Source organism: Weissella thailandensis (assembly GCF_001932615.1).
Classification (GTDB): Bacteria; Bacillota; Bacilli; order Lactobacillales; family Lactobacillaceae; genus Weissella; species Weissella thailandensis.
Genome location: NZ_CP014332.1, coordinates 572,997 through 593,593, shown reverse-complemented (window position 1 = coordinate 593,593; position 20,597 = coordinate 572,997). Strand labels below are relative to the sequence as shown.

At 38.2% G+C, this 20,597-nt stretch carries 20 protein-coding genes; 1 reads left to right on the top strand and 19 read right to left on the bottom strand.

From position 1 onward, the window contains the following. Window positions 1-417: 417 nt before the first annotated feature. The 17 genes from FOL01_RS02910 to FOL01_RS02830 all read right to left on the bottom strand — a co-directional run bounded on the left by FOL01_RS02910 (window position 418) and on the right by FOL01_RS02830 (window position 17,491). Complete coding sequence (locus FOL01_RS02910) at window positions 418-2,595, bottom strand: LTA synthase family protein (protein WP_075269258.1); 2,178 nt, start codon at window positions 2,593-2,595, stop codon at window positions 418-420. 113 nt (window positions 2,596-2,708) lie between these two features. Next, the gene (locus FOL01_RS02905; RefSeq protein WP_075269257.1) at window positions 2,709-2,963 is read right to left on the bottom strand and encodes a DUF1797 family protein; all 255 of its coding nucleotides are present in this window, start codon (window positions 2,961-2,963) and stop codon (window positions 2,709-2,711) included. A gap of 4 nt (window positions 2,964-2,967) precedes the next feature. Beyond that, window positions 2,968-3,975, bottom strand: a complete 1,008-nt coding sequence (locus FOL01_RS02900) for a lysylphosphatidylglycerol synthase transmembrane domain-containing protein (protein WP_075269256.1) — start codon at window positions 3,973-3,975, stop codon at window positions 2,968-2,970. Next, window positions 3,972-5,012: a glycosyltransferase family 4 protein gene (locus FOL01_RS02895; protein WP_075269255.1), complete on the bottom strand. Its 1,041-nt coding sequence runs from the start codon at window positions 5,010-5,012 to the stop codon at window positions 3,972-3,974. The genes FOL01_RS02900 and FOL01_RS02895 overlap by 4 nt, the downstream gene beginning before the upstream one ends. Continuing rightward, window positions 5,009-6,256, bottom strand: coding sequence for a glycosyltransferase family 4 protein (locus tag FOL01_RS02890; protein ID WP_075269254.1), 1,248 nt, complete (start codon window positions 6,254-6,256; stop codon window positions 5,009-5,011). Before FOL01_RS02890 ends, FOL01_RS02895 begins: the two co-directional genes overlap by 4 nt. Before the next feature lie 265 nt (window positions 6,257-6,521). After that, window positions 6,522-6,836, bottom strand: coding sequence for a hypothetical protein (locus tag FOL01_RS02885; RefSeq protein WP_075269253.1), 315 nt, complete (start codon window positions 6,834-6,836; stop codon window positions 6,522-6,524). Further along, a complete protein-coding gene (gene glmM, locus FOL01_RS02880) occupies window positions 6,836-8,194 on the bottom strand; it encodes a phosphoglucosamine mutase (protein WP_075269252.1) in 1,359 nt (452 codons plus the stop codon). The genes FOL01_RS02885 and glmM overlap by 1 nt, the downstream gene beginning before the upstream one ends. Window positions 8,195-8,204: 10 nt before the next feature. Beyond that, window positions 8,205-9,176, bottom strand: coding sequence for a CdaR family protein (locus tag FOL01_RS02875; RefSeq protein ID WP_075269251.1), 972 nt, complete (start codon window positions 9,174-9,176; stop codon window positions 8,205-8,207). A gap of 1 nt (window position 9,177) precedes the next feature. Continuing rightward, window positions 9,178-10,011 carry a diadenylate cyclase CdaA gene (gene cdaA / locus FOL01_RS02870; RefSeq protein WP_075269250.1) on the bottom strand — a complete coding sequence of 278 codons (834 nt, stop codon included), beginning with the start codon at window positions 10,009-10,011 and terminating at the stop codon, window positions 9,178-9,180. 8 nt (window positions 10,012-10,019) lie between these two features. Next, complete coding sequence (locus FOL01_RS02865) at window positions 10,020-12,077, bottom strand: Na+/H+ antiporter (protein WP_075269249.1); 2,058 nt, start codon at window positions 12,075-12,077, stop codon at window positions 10,020-10,022. Between the two features lie 17 nt (window positions 12,078-12,094). After that, the gene (murB, locus tag FOL01_RS02860; protein WP_075269248.1) at window positions 12,095-12,988 is read right to left on the bottom strand and encodes a UDP-N-acetylmuramate dehydrogenase; all 894 of its coding nucleotides are present in this window, start codon (window positions 12,986-12,988) and stop codon (window positions 12,095-12,097) included. Between the two features lie 15 nt (window positions 12,989-13,003). Beyond that, window positions 13,004-13,537, bottom strand: a complete 534-nt coding sequence (locus tag FOL01_RS02855) for a 3'-5' exonuclease (RefSeq protein WP_075269247.1) — start codon at window positions 13,535-13,537, stop codon at window positions 13,004-13,006. Window positions 13,538-13,549: 12 nt separating this feature from the next. Continuing rightward, on the bottom strand, window positions 13,550-14,062 hold the full coding sequence (locus FOL01_RS02850) for a GNAT family N-acetyltransferase (protein WP_083603412.1): 513 nt from the start codon (window positions 14,060-14,062) through the stop codon (window positions 13,550-13,552). Then, a complete protein-coding gene (tsaE, locus tag FOL01_RS02845) occupies window positions 14,062-14,523 on the bottom strand; it encodes a tRNA (adenosine(37)-N6)-threonylcarbamoyltransferase complex ATPase subunit type 1 TsaE (protein ID WP_075269245.1) in 462 nt (153 codons plus the stop codon). The genes FOL01_RS02850 and tsaE overlap by 1 nt, the downstream gene beginning before the upstream one ends. A 110-nt stretch (window positions 14,524-14,633) precedes the next feature. Beyond that, a complete protein-coding gene (locus FOL01_RS02840) occupies window positions 14,634-15,611 on the bottom strand; it encodes a linear amide C-N hydrolase (protein ID WP_075269243.1) in 978 nt (325 codons plus the stop codon). A 105-nt stretch (window positions 15,612-15,716) separates the two neighbouring features. Further along, on the bottom strand, window positions 15,717-16,697 hold the full coding sequence (gene pta, locus FOL01_RS02835) for a phosphate acetyltransferase (RefSeq protein WP_075269242.1): 981 nt from the start codon (window positions 16,695-16,697) through the stop codon (window positions 15,717-15,719). Window positions 16,698-16,825: 128 nt separating this feature from the next. After that, window positions 16,826-17,491, bottom strand: a complete 666-nt coding sequence (locus FOL01_RS02830) for a uracil-DNA glycosylase (RefSeq protein WP_075269241.1) — start codon at window positions 17,489-17,491, stop codon at window positions 16,826-16,828. 187 nt (window positions 17,492-17,678) lie between these two features. On the opposite strand from FOL01_RS02830, the gene FOL01_RS02825 reads away from it, so the two are divergent. Then, on the top strand, window positions 17,679-18,236 hold the full coding sequence (locus tag FOL01_RS02825; protein ID WP_075269240.1) for an LURP-one-related/scramblase family protein: 558 nt from the start codon (window positions 17,679-17,681) through the stop codon (window positions 18,234-18,236). A gap of 100 nt (window positions 18,237-18,336) precedes the next feature. On the opposite strand, the gene FOL01_RS02820 is transcribed toward FOL01_RS02825, so the two are convergent. Together FOL01_RS02820 and FOL01_RS02815 are read right to left on the bottom strand one after the other, a co-directional pair. Beyond that, window positions 18,337-19,074: an amino acid ABC transporter ATP-binding protein gene (locus FOL01_RS02820; protein WP_075269238.1), complete on the bottom strand. Its 738-nt coding sequence runs from the start codon at window positions 19,072-19,074 to the stop codon at window positions 18,337-18,339. Continuing rightward, window positions 19,074-20,522: an ABC transporter substrate-binding protein/permease gene (locus FOL01_RS02815; RefSeq protein WP_075269237.1), complete on the bottom strand. Its 1,449-nt coding sequence runs from the start codon at window positions 20,520-20,522 to the stop codon at window positions 19,074-19,076. The genes FOL01_RS02820 and FOL01_RS02815 overlap by 1 nt, the downstream gene beginning before the upstream one ends. Window positions 20,523-20,597: the final 75 nt, after the last annotated feature.

Genomic DNA, 20,597 nt, shown 5'->3' with positions numbered 1-20,597 from the left:
AAAGTTTGAGTATAACTCAATTTGTTGTTATTTGTTTAACAGAAGTTAAACGAATTTATTAGTGAATTGACTTCACAAATGTTTTGTATCAAGTAAATTACTTGATGACCCTACACATTTGTTTCATCGAAACGATATTCAGTTTTCAATGATCAACAGTTGTTGTCCTGTCGACAACTTAATTTATTATACAGACATGATTTTTAAAAGTCAACAACTTTCTTATCATCAATAATTTGTACAATGTCGGTTTTTCGACCGCTCATATAATATACCTTAGAAATGAACGTTCGTCAACAACAAGTTTTATCATCTTTTTAGCGAACATTAAAAAGCTCACTGTAAGTACCCCATTACAAGGGTAAGTTACAGTGAGCTTATCGTTTTAAATTTATTAACAACTAGTGATTCAAAAAATTATTGATTTTCATCAGTATCAGATGACGAGCTACTATCACTATCTTCATTTTCATCATCTTGGCTAGATGATGCTTCCTGGATAGTTTGTGGTTTACCACCTAGTTCTGGCGCATCAGTTATATAATCTTTTAATGTTGTTTGATTATCATTTTTTGATTTAGCTGATGTATCACTATTCTTATTAGCCTTCTTTAGCTGCTTCAGTCCATTAGCTTTTTGATATGAATAATCTTTACTATTAACTTTCTTAAAGCCATCAGGCTTATAGAAACGTAACAGATCACCTGTTTGTACATTATCTGAATACGTCAACATCTTATCCACGTATTTCTGTGTGTCATCGATAATATCTTTCGCACGGGGATCTTCTTTTGGATTAATCTTTGTACCAGTGGTTGTTACATAATAACTACCACCATACTTCATAAATTCAGCAGAAACCCAATCACCATTTCTAAATGGTACTATCTGACGACGATTTGTTGCTAACAAGTCCTGTCCAAACTGAATATTTTTATCAGTTGAAACACCTAACAGATGCAATAATGTTGGCATAACATCAATTTCACCACCATAAGTATGGTTAATGCCACCCTTCAAGCCTGGCGCATGAACCATGAATGGTACCTTTTGCCAATTAGCTAAGTCATAGCTTGAAACGCTCTTCTTACCAGTTAACTTTGCAATTGCCGATTTGTGATTTTCTGAAATACCATAATGATCACCATATAGAACCAACATTGAATTATCATAAAGACCAGATTTTTTGAGCCAACTTAAGAATTCACCAAAGGATTGGTCCAAATAACGAGCCGTTTGTACATAGCCATCCACGGTCTTATCGTTCGTCTTTGTTTTAGCGATAGACGCATTTTTGCTATCTAAGTCATATGGATAATGATTTGTGACCGTAATGACCTTTGAATAAAATGGCTGTGGTAATTGTTCTAAATACTTGGCAGAGTCTTTTAAGAAGATCTTGTCCTTCATACCATATCCAATATTATAATCTGAATTATTTGCATTTTTATAATATGGCTTACTAAAGAAGTAATCGTATCCCCAAGACTTATAAGAATTATCACGGTTCCAGAAAGAAGCGACATCCCCATGGAACGCTGCCGATGTATAACCTTGTTGATCTAAGATAGCTGGTACCGCTTGATAAGTGTTAGATGTTCCATAATTGACCATCGCAGAACCCGATGCTGTACCGAACAACCCATTTTCAAGCATCATTTCCGCATCAGCTGTCTTACCCTGACCAACTTGGTTGTAAAAATTATCAAATGACAATGTACTCTGATCATGATAGAACTTATTCAAATTAGGCGTAACCTCTACATCATCAACTTTATAATCTAACAAAAATTGTTGAAATGACTCTAGATGGAAGACAATCACATTCTTCCCTTTTTCCTTACCAAAGTAAGTTGAATTTTGTAAGGTCTTATTGTCCTTCAGATAATCCTTGATTTTGTTAAGGTCATCAGCGGACGCATCTTTTTTGATGTCCGCAGTTTGTTTCGTTTTGAAAACATTATATGCTGCATATTCATTTAAGCCAAGATACTTAACAATATAATTATTATCAAATGTTCTTGTCAATAAACCTGAACGATCTTTACTTGATATACCATAGCCGACAAGCATCAACACAATTCCAAAGATTGTCATCAAAGCAGCAAACCGCTTTTGAACAACCTTTTTATCAAACTTAATTCGTTTGAAAACTAATAGTAATACCAGAATAATAATATCCAAGAATACTAAAAAGTCAAATGGGCTAATAATACCTGTGATTGATTTACCCAAGTTATTATCAACTGAACCACCGGAATTAATGATATTTAATGACAAAAAGTCTGAAAATTCTCGATAATACAGCATATTAGCAAACAGCCAAATTGACTGGATCAAATTTATCAGAACCATTAGCCAGTAGGCCAATTTACCTCTAAAATACAGGGCAATACTCAATAGTATAATCGCTGTTGGTAGTGGATTAATGATTAAGATAAATTCTTGCAAGGTGCCACTAACACCTAAAGAAAGGCTTGTCTTATATGCCCAGTATGTTTTTAGCCATACTAAGAATACAGATAGCAAGAAGAAGCCAACGGTATCGTTGAAATCTGGCCATTTTTTCTTAATGGCTAACATAACTCGTTGCATTTTATTCTCTCCAAATATTTTTTAACTGTCTCTTATGTTGAATACAAATAACCAAATTATGGTTAACAACCTAACATTGTATAAAAAACACCATAAACATATCTTATGGTTTATTAGAACGATTCTTTGAATTCAACCAATGCTTCATAAATGTCAATTGCTAACAAATCAACATCATCAAAAGCAAAACGACGCTGTTTTCTTTCCGTTGTTTCTAGTGCGAAGATACCTGATACAGAATCATACAACACGGTCACAACAGGAACACCAAACACACTAAAATCACGTTGTTGAACGGTTGTTCGATCATCACGCCGCATGGCCTGAATTCTTCGCACAATTTTATTTAAATCATTTTCCGCCAACATACTTCTAACCTCGCTGTTTAGATTTGATATTAAAGGCTATAATACCAGCAAACATTCCTAAATAATAGGTAATAATACGCCACAATGCCATCGCACAGACTAATAAACCTGCGTTGGGCAAAAAAGTTGAAAATAGCATTGAAAATCCGATTTCAGCCCCACCTGTACCACCAGGAATTGGAAACAAAGAAATCACCATAACAATTAATACATGTAGCGACATCACTAAAATGATATTAACATGTGACACACCTAAAGCTAATAGAATGAAATACGGAATCAAGTAATAGAACATTAATTGTATCAATGTCAAAACAAAAGATTTAACTAACGCCCCCCAATCATGACTCATTCTAATACTTTCAGAATGAAAGTTCTTAATCTTTTCATCCACAATTTGTTGCCATTGCACTGCCTTTGTCGGTTTAATCCATTTAATCGGCTTAAATACTAGTTTAACAAGCATTCTAGTTAGTCCTGGCCAATACATGGCTAATAATAACGCAATAATTACAATCAAGTGAATAATAAATCCTAAAATAACAAATAAAGACCATGCCTTTAGCTTATCAGCAATAAATTGATAGCCAACGATAATGGCAATAAAGAAATTAATGACAATCATTGCTTGGTAAACAACAAATTTCATCAATAAAATTGACCCTGCTCGTCCAGGATCTATCCCCGCCTGTATAAGCGTAATTAATTGCATGGGTTGACCACCTGCTGCAAATGGTGTGATACCATTCCCAAACTGTTCAACCAAAGGAACCCGAATTGCATCAGGCCATGATAACTTCTCATTAGAATCATCAACAAAAACCTTCACAACAATTGATTCCAGCAATAAATAAATAACCATGGCTAGTAATGCAACTAAGAGCCACCACCAATTAGTACCGCGTAGGTCTTGCATCAGTTGGTCCATACTGATATCCCGAAAGGACCAAGCAAATATAGCGATACCAGCCACCATCATCAGAACAAATACAATGCCGTTTCGCCTTGTCATTCATGTCCTCCGTCAGTTTTTTCATGAACCTGATTTATATAATAATCTTCCCAAATTCTAGAAACATGTGTTGCTGAATAATATTCAGAGGCGGCTAATGACTGTTTAGCAACCTGATGTTGTAATTCTTGATCAGTTGCTAACTGATCAAGCTGGGTCTGCATGCCCGCCCTATCATTGGCTGGCAAATAGTACCCATCAATAATGGCACGGTATAAGTCCAAGTCGCGTAAAATTGTTGGTGTTCCTGTACTGAATGCCTCTAAAGCAGACATGGGGAATAACTCTGTATAACTTGGTAACAGGAAAACATCTGCAGCATTATAATAGTCGTTCATCAGGTCTCTATCTACTATGCCTGGAAAAGTTAAATTTTTTGGTGGATTATCAACAACTTTTTTTAATTCTTCATAACCAGCTGTGATTGCCCCAAAGGAGAAACCGCCAACCCAAACAAATGTCCATTTTGGATTATCTTTGGCTAGTTGAATAAAATCCAACACCCCTTTGCGAACTTGTACTTGTCCAACCCCTAAAACAATAAATGAATCTTCCGGTAAAGATAATTTTTGACGAATACCTGCCTTTTGATTATCCGGTACAGGAAAGAATTCATCCTTTGAGACAAAATTAGGAATAAAAGTAATTTTTTCTTTAGCAACACCTAGCGCAACTAATTTATCAATAAATACTGGATTCACTACCACAATTTGATCCATCCGCTTATAAAATGTCATCACATACCAATAAAAGATCTTTTTAATTGGTGACCACAAATTAATGGACTCCTCCAAGGTTTCTGGTAAAAAATGCACATAGCCAATTTTTGTACCTCTCCCTGGTAAAAAGGTATTTAAAAAGAACCCAAAATTGATGGTGTGATAGTGACTAATATCAGTCCTTGATAAGCTATTAAATTTTAAATCAAACTTGTCTGGAAACCTATCAGTTAATAAGTTAACTAGTTCCCGATAAGCAGATCCTACTCCTTGACCAGGGACAGTTTCAGCCGCAGAGAACATTGTGATTCGAATCATTTTTCATTTTTATGGAAAGGAGGTCTAGACAAAAATGATTTTGCATACTCAAAATCATTACTATCAGCCTCTTCCATATCCTCCTCTTCATGGTACACAACTAATGCCTCAGAGTAAAAATCTAACACTCGTTGTCCAAAAGTTACTTGATCAATGTCATGCAATACTTTCTGTCGCGTTGTTGGATTGCCAATAACCTGTTGCTGTTTCTTTGCATTTAAATACATGGCTAGTGGTGCTAATAAATCATAGCTGTCATCGGCAAGTGAACCAATATTTTCGTCCAGGACAACCGTTTCTAAATACGGACTACGCATAGCAACAACTGGTGTATTAGCTGTCATTGCCTCAATAAAAGTTAATCCTTGCGTTTCTGATACAGAAGCTGATAAGAAAACATCCGCTAATTTGTAATAACCATATACTTCTTGATGGTCCACTTCTCCAGTAAAAATGACATGGTCGGCAATTTCTAACGAACGCACATGGTCCTTTAAGGCAGACATTGCTGGTCCATCACCAACAATCACAAACATCGCATCGGGGACTTGATCTAACGCCTCAGCAAATACAGTCAATGCCGTATCAATGTTTTTTTCAAAAGCAACTCGTCCTAATGATAAAACAACAGGGGTTTCACTATCTAAGCCCAATTTTTCACGTAAATAAGTACTTTTATCCTCTTGCTCATTATGCTGCACATTGACACCAGTGGGGATAATCTCAATGGGTGCAGAAACTTTATATTTTGTTAACGTATCAAATGTTTGCCGAGATGGCGCAATGACACCAGTCATACCAGCCATGTAACTACGTGCAATCACTGCCACACTAGCTGGTCGAATAATCTTACCATTAGCAACATAATGTAAATAATCTTCATAATTTGTATGAAAAGTATGCACAACGGGTATTTTTAATTGTCTAGCGACTAATTTCCCCATTAACCCTAATGAAAACTCTGTTTGTGTATGCACAATATCAAGCTCAAGTTTTTTAGCTAACTGAATTGCTTGAATTGCGCCACGATATGATAACCGACGATCTTTAAACCCTATAAACGGAAAGCTTGGAAAACGATAAACATCGGGTTCTAAAACTTCTTTGGGGACATTAGGGTCAGTTGATGTAAAAATATATACCCGATGTCCACGGTTTATTAGTTGTTGTCGGAGTGTCTGAATTGATGATACAACACCAGAAACTTGAGGTGCATAGGTATCTGTAAATAATCCGATATTCATTACTGGTCAACCTTTCACAAAATTGCTTACTACCTATAATAACAAATTTCTGTTTATAACGGAAAAAGCATGGTACTTGAATATTCAAGGGCATTCGCCTTATTCCCTTATATTATATACTGTATACTATTATGTTATATGACGTATAATGGTATGTCAACAATAAAGAATGCCTTAACTACTGACTAAACAAAAAAAGAACCATGAAATACAATCATGACACTTGATAATTTCAAGATGTAATCGTATTTCATGGTTCTTAAAGTTAGCTCACTTTATTTTCAGCTAAAATCTTTTCAACAACAGCATCCATCTCTGGTGTCCGTTGCCATTCAGTATATTTTGAAATCGCAATGTTTGCAGGTATTTCAAAGTTATCATTAACAAATTTTTCGTAACTTTCGACATTCTTGGAATGCGGTATGTTAATTTTTAAAATGCGAACTTTCTTGATCATACCCTCTTCAACAGCATACTCAGCTTGACCGTTGTGCAACAGGTTACCAATTTCCTTATACGTTGACCCATCATTGCGTGTAATTTCTTCAATAATATCTAACGTTTGAAAATCTGCTGACATTAATCAACACCAGCCTCTTGTTCAACAACCGCGACGATGCGATCAACATATTCATCAACAGTTTCACGAGTTGGTGCTTCGGCCATAACTCGTAGTAAGTCTTGTGTACCTGATGGGCGAACCAGTACGCGACCTTCATTTCCCATTTCGGCTTCAACTTCAGCAATAATTTGCTTGATTGACTCATTTGATAATGCTGCCTTCTTCTCCTTAACTTTCACATTCACAAGCTTTTGTGGGTAGACCGTCATTTCTGCAGCTAGTTCAGATAATGGTTTGTCCGTTTCTTGCATCACGTGTAACAACTGTAACGCTGTTAACATCCCATCACCAGTCGTGGCCCAATCCAAGAAGACAACATGTCCAGATTGTTCACCACCTAAATTGTATCCAGACTTAATCATTTCTTCAACAACATAGCGGTCTCCCACTGCAGTTTTCACAGAATTAAGACCATTTTCTGACATTGCTTTGTACATACCGATGTTAGACATCACAGTCGTTACAATAGTGTCTTGCTTCAAACGACCGTGTAACGACATATATTTACCGACGATAAACATAATTTGATCACCATCAATAATTTGTCCTTTTTCATCTACGGCAATCAAACGATCACCATCACCGTCAAAAGCTAGACCAACTTGCGCTTCATTCTCAAGCACAAAGTCAGCCAATGCCTCTGGATGCGTTGACCCAACATTTTGATTAATGTTCACACCATCTGGTGATGTACCCATTGTCTCAAAGTCCGCTCCCATGTCGGCAAATAGGTTAGCTACCAAGCCTGACGTCGCACCGTTAGCAGCATCAATAGCCAATTTCATACCATCTAAACTACTTGGAATTGTTGTCTGCAAGTATTCTAAGTATTTGGCTGTTCCTTCTTTAAAGTCAGAAATCGTTCCCAATCCTTCAGCTGCTGGACGTGGTAGCGTATCTTCTGGTGCATCAAGCAAGGCTTCAATTTCAGCTTCTAGTTCATCCGATAACTTCATACCATCAGAACCAAAAAACTTAATACCATTATCCGCTGCTGGATTGTGTGACGCCGTAATTTGCGCACCAGCATCAGCTTTTTGTGCACGAACCAAATAAGCAACACCTGGTGTGGAAATCACATCTAACCGTTGAATCTCAATACCAACAGAGAGTAAGCCAGAAATCAATGCATGTTCCAATAATGGTCCTGACATTCTTGTATCACGTCCAACAAGCACTCGTGGCCGGTGATCAACGGCATGGCGTGTTAATACTGCACCACCCATGCGTCCTAGACGAAATGCTAACTCAGGCGTCAATTCTTTATTGGCAATGCCCCGCACGCCATCAGTTCCAAAATAATGTAATTCAACCATATTTCTCTTTCTACTCCTTCGGCGTTATAACCACCGATACTGTTTTTGGATCGACACTTTCGGCACCATCTGGCACTTTAATCGTGACATCTTTTTCTGTTGTTGTCGTTACTCCTGATAAGTCTACAACAGCCTCGACATTCTTAATCTTGTCTAATACATCAGTATTCCCTTGTACGGCGACTTCATTAATGGATCCAGACAATGAAAACTCTGAAGCATTACCATTTTTCGTCTTTAGGTCCAATGGTATTTGTCTTGTACCATTACCTGTTTTGACTGGGACCTTAACTGTCGTTACCTGAGGTGACACAGCGACATCAACTGGATTACCATTAACATCGACTGCTTGTAGCGTTACCTTTTGTCTGACGGTCTTCTTGGTATCTCGCTTCAATTGTACATCAGCCACAACATTATCCACTGCATTAATTGCTGCTTGGCGTCCCATAATTTGCACGTTGTTCACTGATGAAGTAACTGTGCCGACTGTATAACCGTCAGCAATAGCATCCTTATTATAATTAGTTTTCACTGAATAATATGAAGAAGTTCGCTTATACATGGTCAATGTTACCTTAGGTGTTTTGAGCTTATACGTCAAATCCTTATTTAAACCGGTAACTTTAAGGCTAACTGTATGCGTACCATCTGATAAGTTCTTTAAGTTTGCTGATACTTGAAAGTTCTTCGTATTTTTAGCAGCTGTCACTAACGCTGACGGTCCACTTATTGTCACAGCAACATTATCTGGTGCACCACTAATATAGTAATCATCCGTGTTAATTCCTGAAAATTGAATAGGAACACTAACCGTTTCAGACTGAGATGATGTTATTTTACCAATAGTAGATAGTTGGCTAGTATCATCATTAGAGCGACGATTAGAGGCCGTTGATTGCGAATCAGTATATGCAGACATAAAGACGGCGACAACTAATGTCAACAGACTATACACGATTTTATCAGTACGTCGTTTCATATTACTTATCTCCTCGTTTTAAGAATGATCGTAATTGTGTCCACCAAGATTGATCAGCCGTCTCATCTGATGTAACGAGTTGACGAGTCAAATATTTGCGATAATCTTCACGCGATAATGACTGCATTAACTCTGAATTTCTAGTAATTGATACCGCACCCGTTTCTTCAGACACAACGATTGTCAAGGCGTCGGTTACCTCTGAAATTCCCACTGATGCACGATGACGCGTTCCAAGTTCTTTAGGAATCGTGGCGCTATCTGACAGTGGTAAATAAGCGGCCGCAGTCGCTAAACGATTATCCTTTAAAATAACCGCCCCATCATGCAAGGGCGTATTCGGAATAAAAGTATTGATCAATAGTTGGCTTGAAACTTCAGCATCAATCGGTATACCAGTTTCAATATATTCTTCCAATCCCGTCTCCATCTCAATTGAGATTAAAGCACCAATTCGTCGTTTAGACATATATTGAATCGCATCATCCAATTCATTAACTAAACGCTTCTCGGATTGATAAGCCTGTTTTTGCCTGAACAAACCCGAGCGACCAAGATGTTCTAATCCACGTCGAATTTCGGGCTGAAAAACAATAACCAGCGCGATAACTCCCCAATTAATAATTTGGTCTGTTACCCATGAAATTGTAGCTAAACCGAAGTACCAACTAACAACCTTCACTATGATAACAATTCCAACACCACGCAGTAAAGTTACTGCCTTGGTACCACGAATCAACATCATTAATCGATATAGCACCCACCACACAATGATGACATCAATAATACGGACAATGTTTATATTTTTTAATAATGTATCGATATCAAAATTCATACAAACTCCTATTCTTCCAAATTAGTCAACTTTCCTGCTTCCGTAAAGTTAATGTTTTGTCGAATGTTCCTACTTGTTGTATTCGAAATAAAATGCGCTTCTGTTAGATGTTGCACTGCATCACGCTGTGCATTTAACCCAACTAGCTCTAACTCTAACTTTAGGTCTTCTTCACTCTGCACACCATTACCACCATGACGTTCCCGTTCTAAGCGTGAACGATACATAATAATTAAATTATACGCTGCAGTTTGATCGAGATGCGAATCTTGGGCTTCATCAGTACTAATGTATTTTGAAATTGCTGCAATTGCCTCTTTGGCAGCTTCATGTCTTGCCAATTCATATTCAGTCAAAAGAGCATCTGACGAAGTATCACTTAACCACACACGAATCATGCGACCAAAACTTAACAAGAAACGTCGAATCTGACGCCAAGTTCGCTTTGCGCGATCATGGGTAACCAAATCATCCAGCTCAGATTCTGATCGATCAATACGACGTCCTTCACTAGCAAATACTAATGGCGTAATTCGTTCGTCAACTAACAACCCCTGAATGGCGCTACGTTCTGCTTCAAGACCAATTTGACGTAATGCCATTTCAGCATCCAAAATTGGACTGAGTTTATCCGTTTTCATAAATTGCAATTGTAACTGCCGAATTTCAATTTGATATCGTCTTATAATTTCATAAATGACAATTTGATTTGATTCACGTCGACGTGCTTCAATTTCTCGTACAGCTGACTGTAGAACATAGACCCGCGCACGTGGCTCTGACATGTGCTGTGCGACTTTCGCTTTAGCTTTTTTAGTACCAGGTGGTACCTGCGTTTTCTTTGTGCCTCCAACTATCGGCAATAATACAATGGCAGCGACCAGAGACAGAATAATTGTGATTGCTGCAATAAACAGCATCAATGCTCGTTGTGGGAAAGGCTCCCCACTATCGGTAACAAGTGGCACGGATAAAACTCCGGCCATCGTTACGGCACCACGAACACCAGTTAATCCTGAGGTAATTGCCACTCGCCATGAAGCTGTTTCATGCTTGTGGTTTTTCAAACGTACCCATTGCGTGACATACGTCCAAATAACACGAATCCCAAAGATAATAAACCAAGTAATTACTGAATACAAAATGGCCATCGGCAGTGGGATAACTTTCCCGATATGCGTTGCTAATGGGAATTCAATTCCTAAGATAACAAATATGTATCCGTTCAGTAAGTACCCAAAAACATTCCACGTATTAATACCAACCACGTGTAATTCACCAGTGTAGTCAACATCATGCTTTGTATGAATATTTAAAATAATTGCCGCAACAACCACAGCAATAACACCTGAAGCATTGATTTCTTCGGCAGTGATGTAGACTAAGAACGGTGTAAATAACTGAATAACAACTCGTAAAGAAACATCATTAATAGCATGTGATGACAACCAATCACCAATGCCGTTAATTAAGAATCCCATTAAGGCTCCAACTAAAGCTCCCATAATAGAAACATAAAAGAACTCACCTGTTGCTTGCCAAAGTGAAAATGTACCAGCTGTTGCAGCTGCAACAGCAAATTTAAACCCGACCAACCCACTGGCATCATTAATCAAACTTTCGCCAGCGACTAAATGCATAATTGAAGGTGGTAACTTTGCTTCAGAAGCTATTGCTGACACCGCTACCGGATCAGTTGGTGATAAAATAGCCGCAATGGCTAATGCGACGGGAAGTGGTAACTGTGGTACCATCCAATAAATTAAAAAACCACCAACAATCGTGGTAATAAATACTAACAGGATTGCATTACCAAAAATTGGTCCTCTCAATTCCCAAAGCTCTTTTTTGGGAAAACGCCACGCATCCGAATATAGCAACGGTGCGATAAACAAAAGTAAAAACCATTCTGTATCAAGTTTTATTTCGACATCTAGAAATATTGCAACTAATAATCCTAATCCAATTTGGATTAAACTGACTGGTACTTTTTTTAGAAAGTAGCCTAATACATTACCTAAAACGACCAAAAATGTCAGGCCCACAACGGTTTGCAGTAAAGCCATACCTACGCTCCTTTTTCTTACTTTCTGCCTAGTACCCTAACTTCAGTTTCTAGGTTTACTGAAAACTTTTCATACACGACATGCTGAATATGCTTAATTAAGTTGACATAGTCACTACCAGTTGCCTGGCCACGATTAACAATGAAACCAGCATGCTTTGTAGAGACTTGTGCCCCACCAATCTGACAACCTTGTAAGCCAGAATCCATAATTAATTTACCCGCAAAGTATCCTGTTGGTCGCTTAAAGACCGAACCACAAGATGGAAATTCTAAGGGCTGCTTTTGTGCCCGACGTTCGTTAAAATCAGTCATCTTACCACCGATTTCTGCTCGTTTACCGGATTGCATTGCAAAAGTTGCACTGATAATAATATCGCCAGTTTCTTGTACTAAACTATGACGATAGCCAAAGGCTAAATCAGCGACTGGATAGGTTTTTATTTCGCCCATCGGTGTAATCACATCCACACTTTGTACGACCTGGTCAATTTGACCGCCGTATGCGCCTGCATTCATAAAAACAGCGCCACCGATAGATCCTGGAATTCCTGCAGCCCATTCTAAACCAGTTAGTGAATAGTCATAAGCCATTTGCGCAACGTCAATTATCCATGCGCCTGCTTCAGCGGTAATATTATTTTGAAAAACTTTAATTTGGTGCATTTCTGTCAAAAAGATAACCACTCCTTGACGACCATCATCCGTAATCACTAGATTGGATGCATTTCCTAACACAGTAATTGGTAAATTAGCCTCATTTGCAAAACGAACCACTTGTTGCAATTCGTGCTGTGTTTTTGGCCAAAAGCACCAATCAGCTGGTCCACCAACACGGGTATTCGTATAATTTCCTAAATTAACATTCGCCTGAATGTTGTAACTTGGAAACATCTCATTCAACATCTTCATTTTTTAATTCCTTAATTAAATCACTTTAACCAACTGTTTCAACGGTTCAACACCAAAATCAGTGGCTTGTCGTACTAAAATTTCAGCTGCCGCTACTGTATCATCAAGTGCATTATGATGATGCTGCAAATCAATTCCTAACGCTGCTGATACCGTATTCAATTTATGATTTGGTAATTCTGGATAAAGCTTTCGCGATGTACGTACAGTATCTAAAGATAAATAATGTGGCACGCCAATTCCGTAATGCGTCAGTGTTTCACGCAAAACACCATTATCGAAGGATGCATTATGGGCAATGACTAACTGATTAGGCGTGTAAAATTGCTGCACCTGTTCCCAAACTTCTGGAAAAGTGGGTGCATCAAGAACATCCGCCTCAGTTATGCCATGAATCCGAGTATTACGTTTGTCAAAAAAACTATCCGGTTTAATTAATGTATAAAATTCGTCTACAAGTTTATTATCACGCACAACTGCCAAGCCAAGCGATACCGCACTGTATCGTTTGGCACTTGCAGTTTCAAAATCCATCGCCACAAAATTCATATGTACACCTCGTCAATCATTTACTATCCATGACATGTCAAAAGCTGGTACCAAGTCATGATTGCTATTCAAAACTTCACTTTCGGATTCTGGTATTCGCTTAAAGCCAAGCTTCTCATAAATATGGATGGCAACCTCGTTGATTGTTTGCACAGTTAACACTAATTGGTTTACCGAACTAAAAGTCGTCGCCCAATCTAATATTTCAGCCATCATTGCTTGTGCCAAACCATTTCCTTGATACTCATTTAACACGGCAACACCAACTTCAGCAACTCTTGGCTGCTTAGCCTTGGCGGCAGCCGAAGCTAACCCAACAAGCTGCCCCTCATCAGTAGCGGCCACTAACATAATATTATTTGTTGTCGTCTGCAAAATATCAATATTATCAGCTTCATCTGCCACTTCAATCGTTTCAGGATCTTGTTCAAGCATAAATGTACTAGACTCATCTTGTAATTGAAATAACAGTCCCATTAGTTTTACTGCATCCTGTCTATCAGCAGGCCGTACAAATATCTCCATTATTCCTCCATTGCAGCTAATAATCGTGTTGATTGCTTACCAGTTGCTGTTATCGTAATTAACCGTTGAGTTTCTTGGCTAGCGACCCTTTCAAACGAAATTTTCAACACATCATCGGGCAAATCAGGTTTAATATATTGTGACCATTCAACTAAGGCAACTGCATCGCCACCAAAATACTCAGATAATCCTAAATCTTCGGCATTTCCTTCTTCACCAAGACGATAAACATCTAAATGATATAAAGGAAATTCTGATGTTTGATATTCACGTACCAAAGTAAATGTTGGACTTTTAACTGGCCTCTTAATTCCTAGTTCTTTTGCAAATCCTTGTGTAAAAGTAGTCTTACCTGCTCCTAAGTCCCCTGATAATAGAATTGTGTCTCCAGCAGCCACATTTTTTGCCAACTTGGCAGCTAATTTTTGTGTTTCATTCACTGTATTCACTAATATTCTCATAATTAAAAGTATACCATTTTTCAGCAATCGATTACAGCGTACAAACAATGTCAGCGCACAAAATAAAAAAGCTCATCTTAGAATTTCACTGAGCTTTTTGGGGTTGTTAATTAATTCAACTGATTGACCGTTAATTTGTCTGGCAGATCGTAAACAATTGCCTCCGTAGACATTAACATATCATCCGTCAATTGAAGTTTAGACATTTCTCCTTGATGATAGGATTGGAAATAATAACTACGACTCTCAGCTACTGTAGCTGCCCGATAAACTGAAAATGTTTGTTGATGGGTTAAGTTTTGTGGTACAGTCACGCTGTCTAACAAATGCCAACTAGTGATAATCGCCTCGTCTTCGTCAGCGGGCTGGTCAGCACGTTCTTTTAAATAAGCGGCTCTTAAAAAGCGCGCACCAGGTGAATAAGATCCCGGTGGTGTTGCCTTACCTGAAAGATTACCAGTCGTTACTTTCGTTGAATTGACGGGGATTGTACCAGCTTTGAATCCCGGCTTAAAATCAACATATTTTTCCAACTGCTGAATTTGGCGCTCAAAATAAGGACTGTTAGTCACTATTCCCAATGGATTAGGGACAATTTTCATTGGCCATTCGGTTGGCTCAATGACCACAACTGCTCCAGTCGGATCAGTAACTGCATAGTGTAGTTCAGGATTACCATACTTAATAACGCTATTTTTTTCAGACATTAATTGTATGTCGGCGATGTGCTCAGTAATATCAGCAATTGATTTAAAATTCCCTAAAAGCCAAAATACAAATTCAAAAGGTGCAATTTGTACTTTATCATCATCAATTTCATCTACAAAATGAGCCCCATTCCCAAAGGTCAATTTTTGTGCGCACAACCCATACTCATTAACGCCGTCAGCGACATCCGTACGTTTATTACTTAATTCTCCCCCACCAATAAACGCATATTTATTTTGCATCAAATGACGATTAAATGATGAATGCCACTGATATTTTCTTGGTACAAACATTGGTGAATTTTCTAAACGTGGCCAATCCATCGTTCGTGATAAAATATGCACGCCATCACGCGCAACTTGAAAAATACTTGTACACATCCACGACACCTCCTACTTCATTTCATATTAAAAAGCGCCATAACACCTATCATCTGTAAAATCACCAACGAATATGTGTTATGTCGCTTTTATTTGCTACTTTATCTAATTTTCTAATGCTTGCGCAGCCGTAATAATAGCGACTTTATAGACGTCCTCTTCATTGGCGCCACGTGACAAATCTGAAACTGGCTTAGCTAACCCTTGTAAAATTGGACCAACTGCTTCAAATCCACCTAATCGTTGGGCAATTTTATAACCAATATTACCAGACTGCAAATCAGGGAATACAAAGACATTTGCTTGGCCAGCGATTTCTGACTTAGGAGCCTTTGACTGAGCAACTTCTGGTATAAATGCTGCATCAAATTGTAACTCACCATCAACCGCTAATGACGAATCCAATTCCTTAGCAATTTCAGTTGCCTTGGTAACCTTATCAACTTGTGGTGCCTTAGCTGATCCCTTTGTTGAGAAACTCAACATAGCAACTTTTGGATCAATCCCAAAGACTTTGGCTGTCTTGGCTGACTGAATTGCAATCTCAGCCATTGTTTGCGCATCAATATCAATATTGATAGCTGCATCAGCAAAAATATAACGCTCATCGTTTCGTTGCATCACAAACGCACCAGAAATACGCGATGAACCTGGGGCAGTCTTTATTACTTGTAATGCTGGACGCACAGTATCACCAGTAGGATGTGTCGCACCGGATACCATACCATCAGCTAAGTTCATGTAAACCAGCATCGTACCAAAATAATTTACGTCAGCAACCCACTTCTTAGCAGTTGCTGTGTCTGTCTTGCCATGACGGCGCTCAACAAGTTCATGAATCATTTTCTTCAACTTATCATCAGGATAACTAGCCGGGTCAATAACTGTTAAGTTTGATAAATCAAATTGATGTTTTTCAGCAGTTGCATCAATTAATGACTGCTTTCCCAATAAGATTGGTTTAACCAATCCGTCAGCAGCTAATCGTACTGCTGCACCTTGAACGCGAGCATCTTCCCCCTCAGGAAATACAAGTGTCTTATTTTGTCCCTTAATTTTATTTGCTAATTGCTCAAACAACTCCATGATCAACAAACCCCCGTCTCTTTTCTAAATTATTATTGTATTACACAATTTATTATACCATACAGGCTTTTCATCCATTGATATATAGCCGTTTCTAAGTGTTGCATGTAAGAAACAGCATTTTTTATCTAGGCCCACTTGATTGGTAAACGATTATTTTTTTGCAAAAAGTCATTTGTTTGACTAAATGGTTTAGAACCAAAGAAACCACGGTACGCAGATAATGGACTTGGATGAGGTGCTTGTAGTACTAAGTTTTTTTCACCTTGAATCAACGATTTTTTATTTTGGGCCTGCTTTCCCCACAAAATAAAGACCGTGGCTTGATCACGTTGCGCCACTAATTTAATAATTTCATCAGTCAGTGGTTCCCATACTTCACCAGCATGGCCACCAGCATGATGAGCTGGAACTGTCAAAACCGTGTTTAATAATAAAACGCCTTGCTTTGCCCATCGCCGTAGATCACCATCCTTTGGTGCATCAACATTTAAATCATCAACCAACTCTTTGTATATATTAATTAAAGACTTAGGCAATGCCATCGTTGCTGGCACAGAAAAGCTCAGGCCTTGCGCTTGGTCGGGATTTGGATAAGGATCCTGACCTAGAATAACAACTTTCACCTTATCTAGTGGTGTTTCTTTTAACGCAGCAAATACATTTTGTCGTTCTGGATAAACCGTATCGATTAAATAGACAGTATCTAGAAATTCTTGCACACGACCAATATAATTCGGCTGTAACACTGGTTGCAATGCTTCTGCCCAGTCCTTTGGTAATAATTCTGGCATATTAACTCCTATTCTTAATTAATAAATTCATAACTAACCCTATTATACTGACAAAAGTCAGTTCAAACAGGGTTATGTTAAAATAAAAGTTGAAGGGGCATCAATTATCCCCAAAAAATGAAACCATATTATACATCGACTTGAAAATTTTTATCGTACTATCTTCATGATATAACGAGGTATTGATATGCATGATTTACTAATGTCGAAAATCCGCGAACAGTTTGACGGTATAACGACTCTCACAACCTATACGAATGATATAAAATATATTATTTCGGGACAAATTGGTCAACGTCATGACAAGCTCACTATCTATGACCAGTCTTACGACCCGCTTGCTGAAATCACCCAAGTTTCGAGTGGTATCTTGCCTCGTTTTATTTTAACGAATCAACAACAAACGGTCGGATCAATAGGATTGTCTCTAAAATTACATGAATTATTATTTGTAAACAATTTAAACTGGCTGGTACTTGGTAGCCTTGAAAAACGCCGCTTTCAAATAAAAACGGTCAGACAGCAGCTAGCTACCGCTAACCCAATCAGGGATCAACGTTTGTCTATCCATATCGCAAAAACCAACCAAGAACCACTTTTATTATTAATTATTGCTTTTTTAGACCGCTGGCAATTTATTGCCCATGGTCATCCACTGGCTCGGCCAAGTATTTTTAATGCGCCAGCCCCAACATTAACGCCATTTATCAATTCTAATTCACTAAAATATTTACCTAAAGAGTAATAATCAATCACCCATAAGGCTTGCCTATAACCATAAAAAGGGGGCACCAATCAACCATTAGCCTGGTTGATTGGTGCCCCCTTAAACATTGTCAAAAAGTTTATACATTCAAAACTTTATCTAGGAAATCACGTGTACGTGGATCCTGTGGGTTATTAAAAATTTCTGTCGGTGTACCTGCTTCACGAATATAGCCATCAGCAAAAAGGACAACGCGATCAGCTACTTGTTTCGCAAATCCCATTTCATGGGTCACCACAATCATCGTCATACCTTCTTTAGCTAACTCTTTCATAACTGATAAGACATCACCAACCATCTCCGGGTCCAATGCTGAGGTAGGCTCATCAAACAACATAATTTCTGGATTCATTGCCAAAGCTCGAGCGATGGCAACACGTTGTTTTTGACCACCAGACAAGGTATCTGGTTTAACATCAGCTTTATCAGCCAAACCTACCCGCTCTAGAAGTTGCTTAGCATGCGCTGTCGCTTCACTTTTAGTCATTTTTCCTAATTGGACCGGTGCTAAAATCATGTTTTCCATCACGGTTAGATGTGGGAAAAGGTTAAAATGTTGAAAAACCATCCCCACTTTTTCACGGATTTTATCAATATTTACCTTTGGTTGACTAACATTTTGCCCATCAATAGTAATCTCACCACTATTAATGTCCTCAAGCTTATTCAACGAACGTAAAAATGTAGATTTACCAGAACCAGAAGGGCCAATCATTACGACAACTTCCCCTTCTTCAACAGACAAGCTCAATCCTTTTAGCACTTCATTTTTACCAAAACTCTTATGAACATCGCGTGCTTCAATAACTGTTGCCATTATTTGATCCTCTTTTCTACCCAATTTGATAACCAAGTTAATAGTGTAATAACAATAAGATATAATACTGCAATCATTAACCAAACTCTGAATCCTTGCAAATTACGAGCAATAATCAAAGTACCTGTTTGCGTTAATTCAATAATACCAATTGCTGACAAGATTGACGTATCCTTTAACGTAATAATAAATTGATTAATGAAACTTGGAATTATCAAGCGAACTCCTTGTGGCATGACAACTTTCCGCATTGCTTTACCATAAGGCAATCCAAGTGACCGGGCTGCTTCAAGTTGACCTGGCGCAACTGATTTAAATCCGCCCCTTACAAACGCACCAATATAGGCTCCTTCATTTAAGATCAATGTAATAACTCCCGCTGTGAATGCTGGAATTTTTTGTCCGGTCAAATTAGGAATTCCAATATAGATAAAGAAAGCTAACACAAGCATTGGTAGGCCACGGAAAATATAAATAATCGTCGTTGATAGGCCACGTGCTAACTTGCTTGGCATAACGCCCAAAATTCCTAAGAAGATACCCCAAATAGCTGCCAGAATGATACCAACCATGGTCAACTCGAGCGTCTTAACTAAACCATTTAATAAAGCACTCTGATTCTCTTTGACCAAATCCCAAATTGTCGTCTTATCTGTCGTTTGATCAGCTGCATTTTTCTTGTAGTTATAACCACCGTCTCCTAGGTACCGCTTAACGATTTTGTCATAAGTGCCATCTTTAACAATTTTGTCATAACCTGCGTTAAACTTCTTTAATAGCTCTGCATTGGCAGCTTTTTTAACTCCGAATCCATACCAGTTTCCTTTAGCTGGTTTCGTAACAATTTTTAGATTTGTACCTTGCTTGATCGCATATGCCATAACCGGTTGATCTTCGAAAGCAGCAACCGTATTGCCGATTGCCACATCATTATACATAGTATTTGAATCATTGAAGAAAGTTACTTTAAACCCATACTTCTTTGATATTTCACGAGCATAATCTGCCCCAGCACTACCCGTTTTAGCAGCAACTGTTTTCCCTTTTAGATCAGACAAACCTTTGATATCTGATTTAGGTGACACAGCCATCACAATACCACTCTTATAGTATGGTGTTCCAAAATCAAAAGTACTTTTACGCTCATCTGTAATTGACATACCAGCAACGATACCATCCACTTGTCCGGCCTGCACTGCCTGCACACCAGCATTAAAACTCATTGGCTTTAACGTATAGGTAAAGTTCTCACGTTTTGAAATTTCTTTCAACATATCCATATCAATTCCACGATATTTACCACCATCCGTTTGAAACTCAAACGGTGGAAATGTTGTATCAGTTGTAATGGTATAATTTGGCGTTGCTGCGTGGGCAGCGGGTACACTAACGATAATACCGACTGCTAGTCCCACCAATGCCATTAAACTAATTAACCACTTGCGCATTGTCTATTTCCTCCAAGACTATTATTTTCACATTCATACCAACACATTTTACGCTCTTCAATTCATAAAGGGTTA